Raw genomic sequence first — 14,976 nt, forward strand, 5'->3', positions numbered from 1 at the left:
TTCACGGGGTGCGGATGAGGGAGAGGAACGCGTCGTGCAGGATGCCGTTGGTCGCGAGGGACGAGCGGGACGCGAGGGAATCCCGCCCGTCGATGTCGGTGAACCGTCCGCCGGCCTCGGTCACGATGGGCACGAGGGCGGCGATGTCGTACTCCTGCACGCCGAACTCCGCGACGAACTCGAGCCGGCCTTCGGCGAGCAGCATGTACGGCCACGTGTCGCCGTAGCCGCGGTCGCGCCAGACGGCCCGGCTGAGGCGGAGGAGGTCGTCGCTGCGTCCGACCTCGTCCCACTGCGCGATGCTCTGGAAGCTGACGCTCGCGTCGGCGACGTCCGACACGGTCGAGACGCCGAGCCGGCGCGGGGTCCCCTCCGGCGTGTTCGTCCAGGCGCCGAGGCCGGTGGCCGCCCACCAGCGTCGCCCGAGCGCCGGCTGACTGGCGACGCCGACGCGGGGGACGCCGTCGATCGCGAGCGCGATGAGGGTCGTCCACATCGGGATGCCCTTGAGGTAATTCGCGGTGCCGTCGATCGGGTCGATGATCCACTGGCGGGCGGTGTCGCCCGTGACGCCGTACTCCTCGCCGAAGACGCCGTCGCCGGGCCGCTCCTCCGCGAGAACCTCGCGGATCGCGCGCTCGGCGGCGAGGTCGGCTTCCGTGACGTGGGTCGCGTCCGCCTTCGTGCGGATGTCGAGGTCCGCGGCGTCGAAGCGGCTCATCGTGACGGCGTCGGCGGCATCCGCGATCCGCAGGGCCAGGGCCAGATCCTCCGCCAGGTCACCGTCGAAGGGCGCGCTCCAGGACGGCGAGGGGGAGGGGGAGGTCACGTCTCCCAGGATAGACGGCCGGGGTGGCCCCGATTGGCGATCGACCGCATCGGGATGATAACGTTGATCCTCGTTCGCCTCGTGTGAACAGCGCGCACCTCTAGCTCAATCGGCAGAGCAACTGACTCTTAATCAGTGGGTTCAGGGTTCAAGTCCCTGGGGGTGCACGGAACAGCCCCGGAGACTCTCGCCAGTCACCGGGGCTGTCCCTTTTCCGCCGCGGAATGCGGCGCCGGGCCTCTCAGGCGGCGTCGCCGACCAGCACCGCGGCCGCCTCTTCCGCCGCGTCCGCCCGGTGCGCGTCGACGCGTGCGAGGGCCTTCCGGCCGAGGAGGATCGTCAGGGCCGCGAGGACGACGGAGCCTGCCGCGAAGAAGAACGGCACCGACGCGTTGAAGGCGTGCCAGAGCGCGGCGGCGATCGGCGGGGCCGCGGCGCCGCCGAGGAACCGCACGGCGGAGTACGCGGCGCTGGCGACCGAGCGCGGCTGGTCGGTGGCCTCCATCACCGACTCGGTGAGGATCGTGTTCATGACGCCGAGGAGCAGCCCGCCCACGATGATGCACACGACGAGGGCTCCCGGGTTCGCGGCGAAGAGGCCGGCGAGCACGAGGTCGATCGCGAGGAGGGGCAGGACGGTCATCATGGCGGTCGTCCGGCGCATGCCGCGCAGCAGCAGGGGAGCGACCCAGACGCTCGTGACGGCGAGGGCGACGCCCCACCCGAAGAACGTGAGTCCGATGCCCATGGCGCCGAACCCCAGCGGGAACGGCGAGAAGGCCAGGAGGACGAAGAACCCGATGTTGTAGAACAGGGCCGTTACGGCGAGGACCGCGAGCGCGGGCTGGCGGAGCGCCTGGAACGGCGCCGACAGCGCCGTGGGGGTGCGCGTCTCGTTCGGCGTGCGCAGCAGCACGACGATCGCGACGAAGGCGATCGCCATCAGCGCGACCACGCCGAAGAACGGGCCGCGCCAGCTCACTTCGCCGAGGATGCCGCCGACGAGCGGGCCGATCGCGATCCCGAGGCCGAGGGCGGCCTCGTAGAGCACGATCGCGGCGGCGCTGCCGCCGGAGGCGGCGCCCACGATCGTCGCGAGCGCCGTCGAGATGAACAGCGCGTTGCCGAGACCCCAGCCGGCGCGGAAGCCGATGACGGCGTCGACGCTGCCGGAGAGGGCGCACAGCAGCGCGAAGACGATCACGAGGGCGAGGCCGATGAGCAGCGTGGCCTTCGCGCCGATGCGGCTGGACAGCCAGCTCGTGACGAGCATCGCGAGCCCCGTGACGACCAGGTAGCTCGTGAAGAGCAGCTCCGTCTCGACGGGCGAGGCCTCCAGTGATTCGGCGATCGCGGGGAGGATCGGGTCGACCAGCCCGATGCCCATGAAGGCGACGACGCACGCGAAGGCGACCGCCCAGACCTGTGCGGGCTGCCGCCAGATGCCGGGCGCGGTGGGCGGTGTCGGGGTGGTGGTCATCGGCTCTCTTCCGGGGTTGCGGTCTTGCGGGCGAGGATGGCGGCAGCGCGGCGCAGGGTCTCCCAGTCCTCGTCGCTCAGGTCGCCGAATCGCGGCGTCAGCGCGGCACCGAGCTCCTCGAGCCATGCCTCGAGGGCCGCGAGTCCGGCGGGGGTCGCGGACAGCACGGTGGCCCGCGAGTCCGCGGGATCGGCGCTGCGCTCGAGCAGACCGGCCTCCGCCATCTGACCGGCGAGGCGCGTCATGCCGGGCTGGCTGATGCGGCTCCGGCGCGCGAGATCGCCGAGCCGCTGCGGGCCGTGGTCGCGCAGGAGGCTGAGCGTGCGCCACTGTGCCGCGGGGGTCTCGGACCGGGTGTCCAGCGCCGCCATCCGGGTCAGGGCGTGCGCACCGAGCATGAGATGGAGGACGTCCTCGGATCGGGTCACCCGAGAAGCATAGCCAAGATATATACCTCGTGCATGTGTTGTTGACATCTCCGCGCGGCACGCCCAAGATGGCAATACCTGAATCACATCTCAGGTCTGACTCCCTTCCAATGGTGAAAGGCACGCACATGCGGGTTACGAAGAAGTTGCTCCTGGGGTCCATGGTCGCCACGGCCGCCCTCGCTCTGGCGGCCTGTGCGCCGTCGACCGCCGCCCCGAGCGCATCGGGCACGGCGGATGCCGGACCGGAGGAGATCACGGTCGGCGTCATCACGAGCGAGACCGGCCCGCTGGCCGGATACGGCAAGCAGTATCTCGACGGCTTCAAGGCCGGGCTCGACTACGCCACCGACGGCACCAACGAGGTCGGCGGCACGACCATCACGGTCGACTACCGCGACGACGCGGGCGACCCCGACACCGCCGTCAACCTCGCGAAGGAGCTCATCGGCGAGGGCGTGAACATCCTCGCCGGCAGCGCCTCCTCCGGCGTCGCGCTGGCGGTGGCCGAGCAGGCCGCGCAGAACCAGGTCCTCTTCCTCTCCGGCCCCGCCGCCGCCGACGCCGTCACGGGCATCAACGACTACACGTTCCGCACCGGCCGCCAGTCCGCGCAGGACGTCGCGACCGCCGGCACCTTCCTCGACGACATCTCCGGCAAGACCGTCACGGTCTTCGCGCAGAACAACGCGTTCGGGCAGGGCAACGAGGCCGCCGTCAAGGCGATCCTCGGCGGCAAGGGCGCGACCGTGAACAGCGTCCTCGTCGCGGAGGACGTGACCGAGTTCACCCCGTTCGCGCAGCAGGTGCTGACCGCCCAGCCCGACCTCGTCTTCGTCGCGTGGGCCGGCGCCACCTCCGGCGCGATGTGGCAGGCGATGAGCCAGCAGGGCGTCCTCGACGACATCCCGGTCGTCACCGGGCTCGGCGACACCGCCACGTTCGGCGCGTACGGCGAGGCGTCCGAGAGGATCAGCTTCCTGAACCACTACTTCGCCGGCGCTCCCGACAACGACGTGAACGCTGCGATGGTCGAGGCCGTGGAGGCAGCCGGCGGCACGCCGGACCTGTTCACGCCGGACGGGTTCAACGCGGCACTCATGCTGGTGCACGCCATCGAAGAGGGCAAGGGTGACGTGGATGCCATGATCTCGGCGCTGGAGGGCTTCGAGTTCGACGGCCCCAAGGGCGCCATGATGGTGCGCGCGAGCGACCACGCCCTGCTGCAGGAGATGTACCAGGTCAAGCTCGTCGCCGACGGGTCCGGCTTCGTCCCGGAGCTCGTGGACACCGTCGCCGCCGACGAGGTCGCACCGGCCGAGGCACCGTGAGCCCCGTCCCGTCCGCGCTCCGCATCGAGGGCCTCGGCCTGCAGATCGGCGGAGCCACCATCCTGAAGGATGTCGACCTCGACGTCGCGCCCGGCTCGCTGGTCGGCGTGATCGGCCCGAACGGCGCCGGCAAGACCACGCTCTTCAACGTGATCTCCGGCGTCGCGCGGCCGACGGCAGGCCGCATCCTGATGAACGGCGACGACGTCACCCGCTCGTCCGTGCCCCAGCGGGCGCGGGCGGGACTGGGGCGCACCTTCCAGACCTCGAGTCTGTTCCCGCGGCTGAGCGTCCTGGAGAACGTCGGGCTCGCGGCCCAGGTCTCCCTCGGCGGCAACTACTCCCTCCTGCGCTTCCCGCGGCGGACGGACGCCGCGACGGCCCTCGCGCTGGAGAAGCTGACCCTGGTGGGCCTCACCCACAAGCTCGACACCCCGGCCGGCGACCTGTCGCACGGCGACAAGCGAAAGCTCGAGATCGCGGTGATCCTTGCGACCGACGCCTCCATCGTGCTGCTGGACGAGCCGATGGCGGGCGTCGCGTCGGGGGACGTCGCGGGACTCGTGGAGAACATCCGCGACATGCAGCGCGACAAGCAGTGCACCGTGCTCATGGTGGAGCACCACATCGACGTCCTCATGGGGCTCGTCGAGAAGGTCGCCGTCATGTACGCCGGCTCGATCATCGCGTTCGACACGCCACAGAAGATCATGGAGAACCCCACCGTGCAGAGCGCCTACCTCGGGACCGCGGCATGACGGCGCCGATCCTCACCGTCGAGCATCTGTCGGCCTCCATCGCGGGCCAGCAGGTCGTGGAGGACGTCACCTTCGCCGTCCCGGCCACGGGCATCACGGCGGTCCTCGGACGCAACGGCGTCGGGAAGACCTCGACGCTCCGCGGCATCCTGGGCCTCATCAGCCGCCGCGGCGCGGTGACGCTCGCGGGGGAGCGCATCGACTCTCTTCCCACCCACCGGATCGTGCAGCGCGGAGTGGGGTACGTCCCGGAGGACCGCGAGGTCTTCGCCAAGCTCACGGTGGCCGAGAACCTCGCCCTCGCCGAGCGCACCAAGAACCCCCGCCGCGAGTTCGTCGCCGAGCTCTTCCCCGACCTCGTGGCCCGTCGGGGTCAGATGGCCGGGACGCTCTCCGGCGGCCAGCAGCAGATGGTCTCCGTCGCGCGGGCGCTCCTGAACGAGAACGTCCTCCTGCTCGTCGACGAGCCCACGAAGGGGCTCGCGCCGCGCATCGTCGCCGAAGTCGCCGACGCGCTGCAGGAAGCCGCCAAGATCGTCCCCATCCTGCTCGTCGAGCAGAACCTCGACGTCGTCCGCCAGCTCGCCGACGACGCCGTCGTGATCGCCGGCGGCCGGGTCGTGCACACGGGGCCTGCCCGGGAGATCCTCGACGACCGCGCCCTCACGATGCGCCTCCTCGGCGTCAGCGCGGAGGTGCACGCGTGAGCAGCCTCGTCCTCATCCTCCTCACCGGCATCGGTCTCGGCGCGCTGTACTTCCTCGTCGCGTCAGGCCTCAGCCTCATCTACGGACTCATGCACGTGCTGAACTTCGCGCACGGCGCGTTCCTGACCCTCAGCGCCTTCATCGGCTGGCAGGTCGCGCAGGCTCTCGGCACGGCATCCTGGGGTTCGTTCCTCGTCTCGATCCTCGTGGGCGCCGCCGTCGGCGCGGTCTTCGCGACGCTGACCGAGCTCATCCTCATCCGCCCGCTGTACGAGCGGCACATCGAGCAGGTGCTCGTCACGGTGGGCCTGTCCTTCGCCGCCGTCGCGCTGTTCGAGGGCATCTGGGGCACGGATGCCATCAACATCGCGGGACCCCCGTGGCTCAAGGGCACCACCGAGGTGCTCGGCGCGAAGATCCCGAACACCTACTGGGTGCTCATGATCGCCGCCGCCATCGTGCTGGCCGCGCTCGTGCTGTTCCTGCAGAAGACGCGCTACGGCATGATCATCCGCGCCGGCGTCGAGAACCGCGCCATGGTGACGGCCCTCGGCATCGACGTGCGGAAGAGCTTCACGCTCGTCTTCGCGATCGGCGGCGCCGCGGCCGGCATCGGCGGCGTGCTCGCGATGCACTATTCGACCTTCGTGTCGGCCCACCTCGGGGCGACGCTGCTCATCTTCGCGTTCATCGTGACCGTCATCGGCGGCCTCGGCTCCCTCACCGGCGCCGCGATCGCGTCGGTGCTCGTCGCCGTGCTCCAGCAGTTCGCGAACTTCTACCTGGAGGGCACCGGCGACTTCATCGTCGTCGTGCTGCTGGCCCTCGTGCTGCTGGTCCGCCCGCGCGGACTCATGGGGAGGACCGCATGACCGTCACCACGGGCGTCCCGACGCTCATCCCCGGCCGGAAGGGCGCCGCCCTGCCGTTCGTCATCGGCGCGGCACTCGTCGTGATCATGGCGGTGCTGCCGCTCCTGGACATCTCGCTGCCCGGGATCCTCCCGGGGCCGACCTACACCCCCGGCAGCCTCGCGCTGCTGTCCCTCTGCATGGTGTTCGCCGCGCTCGCGCTGTCCTACAACCTGCTCCTCGGCACGGCCGGGATGCTGTCCTTCGGCCATGCCCTGTACTTCGGCGCCGGCGCCTATGGCCTGGGCATCGCGCTGAAGTACTTCGAGGTGCCGCTCTGGCCCGGCATCCTCATCGCCCTCGTCGGCGGGCTCCTCATCGCGGTCGTCACCGGCGCCGTCTCGATGCGCGTCGCCGGCATCCCGTTCGCGATGGTCACGCTCGCCTTCGCGCAGGCCGGTTCGGTCCTCGTCCGCCGCAATCAGCAGGTCACCGGCGGCGAGGAGGGGATGCGGCTGCCCGTCGCGCAGGTTCCGGAGTGGCTCGTCGGGGTCGTCAACACGCGCAACCTCTACTGGTTCGCGCTCATCGTGCTCGTGATCGTCTACCTCGTGGTGCTGTGGGTGGACCGGTCACGTCTGGGCCACCTCGCCGAGGCGACGCGGGAGAACGAGCTGCGGGTGCAGGTGCTGGGGCTGCGCCCGTACACGGCCAAGCTCATCGTCTTCGTCGTCGCGGCGGGGTGCGCCGCCCTCGCCGGTATCGCGTACATGCTCCTGCAGTCCGGGACGCAGCCGAGCGCCGTGGGCGCCGACCTCACCATCACGGTCCTCGTCATGGTGGTCCTCGGTGGCGTCGGGTTCCGCTGGGGTGCGATCGTGGGGGGCGTGCTCTACACGATCCTCGACCAGCGGCTCACGGCGCTCGCGCGGGCGGAGTGGATCGAGACCCTGCCGGACGTCCTCCGCATCCCGCTGTCCGAACCGCTCTTCCTCCTCGGCGTGCTGTTTATCCTCGTCGTGATGTTCCTGCCCGGCGGCATCGCCGGCACCGTCGACTCCGCGATCCGTCGGCGCCGGGGCGAGCGGACGCGGACGCAGCTGCGCCAGCTCGACGACGCCCCCGCGGAAGCCGACGCCCCCGTGGAAGCGCGCGCATGACCGACCTCGGGATGGATCAGGGCGGCGACGGGCCGCACACCGTGGGGCGCTGGCTCGCCGACCGGGCGGCGGCGGCGCCGGATCGCACGGCGATCGACGACCGCGGCGTCACGATCGGGTACGCCGACCTCGACGACCGGGCCCGTGAACTCGCCCTGCGACTCCGCCGTGCCGGGTACGGCCCCGGCGATCGCCTCGCGACGATCTCCGGGAACTCCATCGACCATGTCGTGGTGTTCTTCGCGTGCGCGCGCGCCGGGGTCGCCTTCGTCCCGCTGTCCTGGCGGCTCGCGCCGCGGGAGCTCGGCGAGGCATTGGACCGATCCGACCCCGCGCTCGTCCTCGTCGAGGACGAGTACGTCGGCGTCGCGGCCGAGGCGCTCCGCCGCCTGGCGGTCAGGCCGCCCGTCGCCCTCCTCGGCACGACCGAGATCGAGGCCGCGGTCCCCGCGAAGCACGGCCCCGCGGCGCCGCTCCGGCCCGTCCGCGACGATGACCCCCTGCTGGTCATCTACACCTCGGGCAGCGAGTCCGCGCCGAAGGGCGTCGTGCTCTCGCACGCGAACTGCTTCTGGAACAACCTCGCCCTGGCCGGGGCCATGCAGCTCACCGCCGACGACGTCGTCCTCGCGATGCTCCCGCAGTTCCACGTGGCCGCCTGGAATGTGCAGCCCCTCCTCGCCTGGTGGGTCGGGGCGACGGTCGTGCTGGAACGGTCGTTCCAGCCGAGCCGCGTCCTGCAGCTCATCGCCGAGCGGGGGGTCACGGCCATGATGGGCGTCCCCACCCAGTACCGGCAGCTCGCGGACGATCCGCGCTTCTCTGGCTCGGCCCTCCGGAGTCTGCGCGTCGCCCTCGTCGGCGGTGCGACGATGCCGCTCGATCTGGCGACGGCGTGGGCCGACGCCGGGGTGCCGCTCACGCAGGGCTACGGGCTCACCGAGGCGGCGCCCAACGTCCTCTTCCTCCCCGGCGCCGAGGCCCTCCGTCATCCCGGCGCCGTGGGCCGGCCCTACCCGCACGTCGACGTCTGCGTCGTCGACCCGGCGACCCTCCTTCCGCTGGACGGCGCGGCGACGGGGGAGCTCTGGGTGCGGGGGCCCAGCGTCTTCTCCGGATATCTGCACGACGAGGACGCGACGGCGCGCGCCCGGCACGGGGAATGGCTGCGCACGGGCGACATCGTCCACCGGGGCGCCGACGGCGTCTTCACGATCGTCGACCGGTTAAAGGACATCTACATCTCCGGCGGCGAGAACGTCGCGCCGGCCGAGGTCGAGCGCGCCATGCGGCTGCATCCCGGGGTCGCCGATGCGGCGGTGGTCGGGGTTCCCGATCCCGTGTGGGGGGAGCGCGGCGTCGCGTTCGTGGTCCGGCGCCAGGGCGTCGCGCTCGGCGAGGACGAGGTGCTCGCCCACGCGCGCGCCGAGCTCGCCGGCTTCAAAGTGCCCGTGCGCATCGGCTTCCTCGACGAGCTGCCCCGCTCGACCATCGAGAAGATCGCCCGGGCGGCGCTGCGCGAACGCGCGATCGCCCTGATCCAGGAGGACGCCCATGAGCGCCGCTGACCACGTCGAGACCCTCGGCCAGGTGCCCGCCACGCTGTCGGCGACGACCGGCAAGCCGCTCACCAAGCGGGGCGTGGCGACACGCCGGAAGCTGCTGGAGGCCGCCGAGGTGGTCTTCGCGGCGGTCGGCTACCACGAGGCCTCCATCGTCAAGATCACCGAGCGCGCGGGAATCGGCCTCGGCACCTTCTACCTCTACTTCGACGGCAAGCAGCAGATCTTCGAGGAGCTCGTCGTCGACCTGAACCGGCGCGTCCGCCACTCGATGGCCGAGGCGATGGCGGGAGCCGCGAACCGCATCGACGCGGAGCGGGCGGGCTTCGAGGGGTTCTTCCGCTTCACCGCGGCCCACCCCGCTCTGTACCGGATCGTGCGAGAGGCCGAGTTCGTGTCCCCGGAGACGCTGCGCCTGCACTACACGCGCATCGTCGAGGGGTACGAGGCGGGCCTGCGCGCCGCGCAGCAGCACGGCGACGTCGACGACCGGCTCGACCCGGAGGTGACGGCATGGGCGCTCATGGGCGTAGGAGAGCTGATCGGCATGCGGTTCCTGCTGTGGGAGCGGGATGCCGACGGCAAGCCCCCGGCGACGATGCCGGCCGAGGTGATCGACCACATGATGCGGTTCATCCAGAACGCGCTGGCGGCGCGGACGAGCAAGGGAGCAGAGGATGACTGAACAGGATCTCGCGGGGCGGCGCGCCCTCATCACGGGCGCGGGCAGCGGCATCGGCCTCGCGTGCGCGCACGAGTTCGCCGCGCGCGGCGCGCACGTGATCGTCGCCGACTTCAACGCGGAGGCCGCCGCGGACGCGGCAGCGGCCGTCGCGGGGGAGTCGTGGGTCGTCGACCTCTCCGACACGGCGGCCCAGGAGCGGCTCGACCTCGATGTCGACATCCTCGTCAACAACGCCGGAGTGCAGACGGTCGCCCCGATCCACGAGTTCGACCCGGAGCGGTTCCGCTTCATGCACCGCCTCATGGTCGAGTCGCCCTTCCTCCTCATCCGCGCCGTGCTGCCCCGGATGTACGAACGCTCCTGGGGGCGGATCATCAACATCTCCAGCGCCCACGGCCTGCGAGCGAGCGCCTACAAGTCGGCGTACGTCTCGGCCAAGCACGCCCTCGAGGGGCTGTCCAAGGTGACGGCGCTGGAGGGCGGGCCGCACGGGGTCACGAGCAACTGCATCAACCCGGCCTACGTGCGGACGCCGCTCGTGGAGAAGCAGATCGCCGACCAGGCGACGCTGCACGGCATCCCGGAGAGCGAGGTCGTGGAGAAGATCATGCTCACCGAGACCGCCATCAAGCGCCTCGTCGAGGCCGACGAGGTCGCCTCCCTCGCCGGCTGGCTGGCGTCGGACCGCGCCGGCATGGTCACGGGCGCGAGCTACACGATGGACGGCGGGTGGACGGCGCGATGACGCGGACCTATCGCACGCTCGACGTGCCGGTCCGCGGCGGCGACCTGCGCGTGGGGGTCTGGGAGGACGGCACCCCCGATGCCCCGACGGTCGTCGCGGTGCACGGCGTCACGGCGTCGCACCTCGCCTGGCAGCTCGTCGCCCAGGCGCTGCCGGGCGTCCGGATCGTCGCCCCCGACCTGCGCGGCCGCGGCCGCAGCAACGAGCTCAGCGGACCGGCCGGCATGGCCGCCCACGCCGACGACCTCGCGGCGGTCTTCGCGCACCTGCACATCCCGGCCGGTCTCGTGGTCGGGCATTCCATGGGCGCGTTCGTGTCGCTCGCGTTCGCGCACCGGCATCCCGGCCTGCTCGCGCGCCTGCTGCTCGTCGACGGCGGCCTCCCGCTCGCGACCCCGCCGGGGCTCTCCGGCGACGAGCTCGTCGCCGCCATCCTCGGACCCACGGCCGAGCGCCTGTCGATGCGCTTCCCCGACGTCGCCGCCTACCTCGCCCTGTGGCGTGCGCACCCGGCGTTCGCGGCGGACTGGACGCCGGAGCTCGAGGAGTACCTGGCGTACGATCTGGTGCCGGACGGCGGCGGGTCGCTGCGTCCCGCGACGAGCTACCGGACGACCCTCGAGGACACCGTCGACCTCAACACCGGCACGGCGGTCACCGACGCCCTCGCGGCCCTCGGCCACCCGACGCGGTTCCTCACCGTGCCGCGCGGCCTGCAGAACGAGGCGCCGGGCCTGTACTCGCCGGAGCACGCGGCGCGCCTGGTGGCGACCTATCCGGCCGTGCGGCACGAGCGCTGGGACGACCTCAACCACTACACCGTCGTCATGTCCGAGCCCGGCGCCCGCCGCGTGGCGGCCGTCATCCGGGAGGAGCTCAGCGCGCTCGACTGACGCCGCGCCGGGCCGACGCGATGCGGGTCGTCAGCTGGTGCGCGTGGGCCAGGAGCGTGCGACCGAGGAGCGGCAGCCGGTCGGGCCCGAACCGGAATCCGACGCCCGTGAGGCTCAGCGCCCAGGCCGGGCTGCCGGACTGGTCGAACACGGCCGCGCCGATTCCCCAGCTGCCCTCCACGATGAGACCCGGGTTGACGGCGTAGCCGCGGTCGCGGGTCTCCGCGAGGCGCCGGCGCAGCGCGTCCGCATCGTGGGACGCACCCCAGCTCGTGGCGAGCTCCGGATGACGCGCGAAGTAGGCCTCGCCCTCCGCCTCGGGGAGGAACGCGAGGATCGCGAGTCCCGCCGAGGCGACGCCCAGCGGGAAGCGCACGCCCTCGCTGAGCACGAAGGAGCGGATGGGGAACGACCCCTCCTCGCGCAGCAGGCACACCGTCTCATCGCCGCGCCGCACCGAGAGGAAGGCGCTCTCCTCCGTCTTGACGGCGAGCGAGCGGACAATGTCGCCGGCGAGGTGCGTCACGTCATAACGCGCCGCGGCCACCGAGCCCATGAGGAACAGCTCGGGTCCCGGCATCCACCGCGACGTGCGCTCGTCCTGATCCACGAGGCCCTCCGCGCGCAGGGCCGTGAGCAGCCGGTGCGCGGTCGACCGGGAGAGCCCGGCGTCCCGGGCGAGCTCCTGCACGCCGCGTCCGTGCTCGCCGCCCGCCGTCACGAGCCGCAGCAGCGCGGCGGCGCGGGCGATCGCCTGCGCGCCGGGCACGGTCCTGGTCGGGGTGTCCACATGATGGACACTAGGCGGCCCGGCTCCCACATGGCAAACCCCGCCTTGTCGTACCCTCGGCGCGGCAGGATGCTGGGGGGACGACACGAGGGAGTGCAGTGTGATCGACAAGACGTTCGCGTCGGCGGCCGAGGCCGTCGCCGACATCCCGGATGGGGCATCCCTGGCCGTCGGGGGCTTCGGGCTCTCCGGCAATCCCATCGCGCTCATCGAGGCGCTCCTCGCGCAGGGGACGACCGATCTGTCGATCGTCTCGAACAACTGCGGCGTCGACGACTGGGGCCTCGGGGTGCTGCTGAACGCGAAGCGCATCCGCAAGATGACCTCCTCCTACGTGGGCGAGAACAAGGAGTTCGAGCGGCAGTTCCTCAGCGGCGAGCTCGAACTCGAGCTCACCCCGCAGGGCACGCTCGCCGAGAAGCTCCGCGCCGGCGGGTCGGGGATCGCCGCGTTCTACACGCAGACCGGTGTCGGCACGCAGGTCGCGGAGGGAGGCCTCCCGCGCAAGTACGACGGAACCGGCGGCGTCGCCGTGGCCTCGCCCGCCAAGGACGTCCGCAGCTTCGAGCTCAACGGCCGCGCCGGCGACTACGTGCTGGAGGAGGCGATCGTCACGGACTTCGCGCTCGTGCACGCCGCCGCCGGCGACACCCACGGGAACCTCATCTTCAACAAGGCGGCCCGGAACTTCAACCCGCTCGCGGCCATGGCCGGGCGCGTGTGCATCGTGCAGGTCGAGCATCTCTTCCAGCCCGGCGAGCTCGACCCCGACCGCATCCACCTGCCCGGCATCTACGTGCACCGCATCGTCGAGGTCGGCGGCGACATCGAGAAGCGGATCGAACGCCGGACCGTCTCCGTCGCCGAAGCGCTCGGCCGCGACATCCCGGAAGGAGCCTGACATGGCGCTGTCCCGCAACGACATGGCCGCGCGCGCCGCGGCCGAGCTCGCCGACGGCTCGTACGTGAACCTCGGCATCGGCCTGCCGACCCTCGTCCCGAACTACGTGCCGGATGGGGTCACGGTCGTGCTCCAGTCCGAGAACGGAATCCTCGGCGTCGGTCCCTACCCGACCGAGGATGCCGTCGACCCCGACCTCATCAACGCGGGCAAGGAGACCGTCACGGTTCTGCCGGGCGCGGCGTACTTCGACTCCGCGACGAGCTTCGGGATGATCCGCGGCGGCAAGATCGACGCCGCGATCCTCGGCGCCATGCAGGTCTCCGCCGCGGGAGACCTCGCGAACTGGATGATCCCCGGGAAGATGGTCAAGGGTCCCGGCGGCGCCATGGACCTCGTGCACGGGGCCGCGAAGGTCGTGGTGCTCATGGAGCACACCGCGAAGGACGGCTCGCCCAAGATCGTCCACGAATGCACGCTGCCCCTCACCGGCCGGGGGGTCGTGGACCGCATCATCACCGACCTCGCCGTCATCGACGTCACGCCCGACGGGCTCGTGCTCGTGGAGACGGCGCCCGGGGTCACGGTGGACGAGGTCGTGGCGGCCACCGAGCCCGATCTGCGGGTGCCGGACCAGCTCAGGAGGAACGCATGAACACCGACGACGTCGTCATCGTGGCCGCCGCGCGCACCGCGCAGGGCCGCCTCAAAGGTCAGCTCGCCTCCTTCACGGCGCCGCAGCTCGGCGGCTTCGCCATCGCCGGGGCGCTCGCGCAGGGCGGCATCCCCGCCGGCGCCGTGGACGCCGTGATCATGGGCCAGGTGCTCCCGGCCGGCTCCGGCCAGAACCCCGCCCGCCAGGCCGCCATCGCCGGCGGGATCGGGTGGGACGTGCCGGCATCCTCGGTCAACAAGGTCTGCCTGTCGGGCCTCACCGCCATCATCGACGCGAAGCGCATGATCCAGACCGGCGACGCGACGGTCGTCGTCGCGGGCGGCATGGAATCGATGACCCGCGCGCCGCACCTGCTGATGGGGTCGCGCGACGGCTGGACGTACGGCTCCGTCGAGGTGCTGGACCACATGGCCTTCGACGGCCTCACCGACGCCTACGACAAGGAGAGCATGGGCGCCTCCACCGAGCGGCTCAACGCCTCCTACGAGGTCACCCGCGCCGGGCAGGACCGCGTCGCGGCGCTCTCGCATCAGCGCGCCGCGGCCGCCCAGGAGGCGGGGCTGTTCGACGCGGAGATCGTGCCGGTCGAGGTGCCGCAGCGCAAGGGCGACCCGATCCGCGTGACGGCGGACGAGGGCGTGCGTCCGGGGACGACCGAGGAGACGCTCGCCGGGCTCCGGCCCGCATTCAGCGCCGACGGGTCGATCACGGCCGGCAACTCCTCGCAGATCTCCGACGGCGCGGCCGCCGTCGTCGTGACGAGCCGCGCCCACGCCGACGCGCAGGGCTGGACGGTCCTCGCCGTCGTCGGCGCGTCCGGGCAGGTGGCCGGGCCGGACAACTCCCTGCACGCGCAGCCCGCGCGCGCCATCGAGCAGGCGCTCCGCAAGGGCGGCCTCGCGGCGGCTGACCTCGACCTCGTGGAGATCAACGAGGCCTTCGGCGCCGTCGTCGCCCGCTCGCAGGCCGAGCTCGGGCTGTCCGAGGACATCGTCAACGTGCACGGCGGCGGCATCGCGATCGGGCACCCCATCGGGGCATCCGGATGCCGGCTCGTCGTGCACGCCGTGCACGAGCTCGTCCGGCGCGGCACCGGCACGGCCGCGGTGGGCCTGTGCGGGGGCGGCGGTCAGGGAGAAGCGCTTATCCTGAGTCGGTGAACGCTCACCGCGAGCGTCGA

The 14,976-nt window shown here is 71.8% G+C and carries 16 protein-coding genes and 1 tRNA gene; 13 read left to right on the plus strand and 4 right to left on the minus strand.

Annotated features, from left to right (window positions below):
- Position 1: 1 nt before the first annotated feature.
- Complete coding sequence (locus tag BR85_RS03890; protein WP_028495342.1) at positions 2-829, minus strand: inositol monophosphatase family protein; 828 nt, start codon at positions 827-829, stop codon at positions 2-4.
- A gap of 94 nt (positions 830-923) precedes the next feature.
- Between BR85_RS03890 and BR85_RS03895 the strand changes: the two genes are divergently transcribed.
- Positions 924-996, plus strand: a tRNA-Lys gene (locus BR85_RS03895).
- Positions 997-1,070: 74 nt separating this feature from the next.
- Here BR85_RS03895 and BR85_RS03900 read toward each other — a convergent pair.
- Together BR85_RS03900 and BR85_RS03905 are read right to left on the minus strand one after the other, a co-directional pair.
- Complete coding sequence (locus tag BR85_RS03900) at positions 1,071-2,309, minus strand: MFS transporter (RefSeq protein ID WP_051526135.1); 1,239 nt, start codon at positions 2,307-2,309, stop codon at positions 1,071-1,073.
- Positions 2,306-2,737, minus strand: coding sequence for a MarR family winged helix-turn-helix transcriptional regulator (locus BR85_RS03905; RefSeq protein ID WP_028495344.1), 432 nt, complete (start codon positions 2,735-2,737; stop codon positions 2,306-2,308). Before BR85_RS03905 ends, BR85_RS03900 begins: the two co-directional genes overlap by 4 nt.
- A 128-nt stretch (positions 2,738-2,865) precedes the next feature.
- On the opposite strand from BR85_RS03905, the gene BR85_RS03910 reads away from it, so the two are divergent.
- From BR85_RS03910 to BR85_RS03950, 9 genes are read left to right on the plus strand one after another with little or no spacing between them, the layout of a single operon-like run.
- Positions 2,866-4,068 carry a substrate-binding domain-containing protein gene (locus BR85_RS03910; RefSeq protein ID WP_028495345.1) on the plus strand — a complete coding sequence of 401 codons (1,203 nt, stop codon included), beginning with the start codon at positions 2,866-2,868 and terminating at the stop codon, positions 4,066-4,068.
- The gene (locus tag BR85_RS03915; RefSeq protein ID WP_028495346.1) at positions 4,065-4,826 is read left to right on the plus strand and encodes an ABC transporter ATP-binding protein; all 762 of its coding nucleotides are present in this window, start codon (positions 4,065-4,067) and stop codon (positions 4,824-4,826) included. The genes BR85_RS03910 and BR85_RS03915 overlap by 4 nt, the downstream gene beginning before the upstream one ends.
- Positions 4,823-5,533: an ABC transporter ATP-binding protein gene (locus BR85_RS03920; protein WP_028495347.1), complete on the plus strand. Its 711-nt coding sequence runs from the start codon at positions 4,823-4,825 to the stop codon at positions 5,531-5,533. Before BR85_RS03915 ends, BR85_RS03920 begins: the two co-directional genes overlap by 4 nt.
- Entirely contained in the window at positions 5,530-6,405 is an 876-nt protein-coding gene (locus BR85_RS03925) for a branched-chain amino acid ABC transporter permease (protein WP_028495348.1), read from the plus strand. The genes BR85_RS03920 and BR85_RS03925 overlap by 4 nt, the downstream gene beginning before the upstream one ends.
- Positions 6,402-7,544: a branched-chain amino acid ABC transporter permease gene (locus tag BR85_RS03930; protein WP_028495349.1), complete on the plus strand. Its 1,143-nt coding sequence runs from the start codon at positions 6,402-6,404 to the stop codon at positions 7,542-7,544. The genes BR85_RS03925 and BR85_RS03930 overlap by 4 nt, the downstream gene beginning before the upstream one ends.
- A complete protein-coding gene (locus tag BR85_RS03935; RefSeq protein WP_231478562.1) occupies positions 7,541-9,112 on the plus strand; it encodes a class I adenylate-forming enzyme family protein in 1,572 nt (523 codons plus the stop codon). The genes BR85_RS03930 and BR85_RS03935 overlap by 4 nt, the downstream gene beginning before the upstream one ends.
- Complete coding sequence (locus tag BR85_RS03940) at positions 9,099-9,791, plus strand: TetR/AcrR family transcriptional regulator (protein WP_081782652.1); 693 nt, start codon at positions 9,099-9,101, stop codon at positions 9,789-9,791. The genes BR85_RS03935 and BR85_RS03940 overlap by 14 nt, the downstream gene beginning before the upstream one ends.
- Complete coding sequence (locus BR85_RS03945) at positions 9,784-10,536, plus strand: 3-hydroxybutyrate dehydrogenase (protein WP_028495352.1); 753 nt, start codon at positions 9,784-9,786, stop codon at positions 10,534-10,536. Before BR85_RS03940 ends, BR85_RS03945 begins: the two co-directional genes overlap by 8 nt.
- Positions 10,533-11,429 (plus strand): alpha/beta fold hydrolase, encoded by an 897-nt coding sequence (locus BR85_RS03950; RefSeq protein WP_028495353.1) that lies wholly within the window; start codon positions 10,533-10,535, stop codon positions 11,427-11,429. Before BR85_RS03945 ends, BR85_RS03950 begins: the two co-directional genes overlap by 4 nt.
- On the opposite strand, the gene BR85_RS03955 is transcribed toward BR85_RS03950, so the two are convergent.
- The gene (locus BR85_RS03955; RefSeq protein ID WP_028495354.1) at positions 11,413-12,219 is read right to left on the minus strand and encodes an IclR family transcriptional regulator; all 807 of its coding nucleotides are present in this window, start codon (positions 12,217-12,219) and stop codon (positions 11,413-11,415) included. The genes BR85_RS03950 and BR85_RS03955 overlap by 17 nt on opposite strands.
- Before the next feature lie 100 nt (positions 12,220-12,319).
- Here BR85_RS03955 and BR85_RS03960 point away from each other — a divergent pair, with 100 nt between their 5' ends.
- The 3 genes from BR85_RS03960 to BR85_RS03970 are packed head-to-tail and all read left to right on the plus strand — an operon-like array spanning position 12,320 to position 14,956.
- Positions 12,320-13,120 (plus strand): CoA transferase subunit A, encoded by an 801-nt coding sequence (locus BR85_RS03960; protein WP_028495355.1) that lies wholly within the window; start codon positions 12,320-12,322, stop codon positions 13,118-13,120.
- A gap of 1 nt (position 13,121) precedes the next feature.
- On the plus strand, positions 13,122-13,775 hold the full coding sequence (locus BR85_RS03965; RefSeq protein ID WP_028495356.1) for a 3-oxoacid CoA-transferase subunit B: 654 nt from the start codon (positions 13,122-13,124) through the stop codon (positions 13,773-13,775).
- Positions 13,772-14,956, plus strand: a complete 1,185-nt coding sequence (locus BR85_RS03970) for an acetyl-CoA C-acetyltransferase (protein ID WP_028495357.1) — start codon at positions 13,772-13,774, stop codon at positions 14,954-14,956. Before BR85_RS03965 ends, BR85_RS03970 begins: the two co-directional genes overlap by 4 nt.
- The last annotated feature ends 20 nt before the right edge of the window (positions 14,957-14,976 follow it).

The organism is Microbacterium sp. UNCCL10 (genome assembly GCF_000746195.1).
Classification (GTDB): Bacteria; Actinomycetota; Actinomycetes; order Actinomycetales; family Microbacteriaceae; genus Microbacterium; species Microbacterium saccharophilum.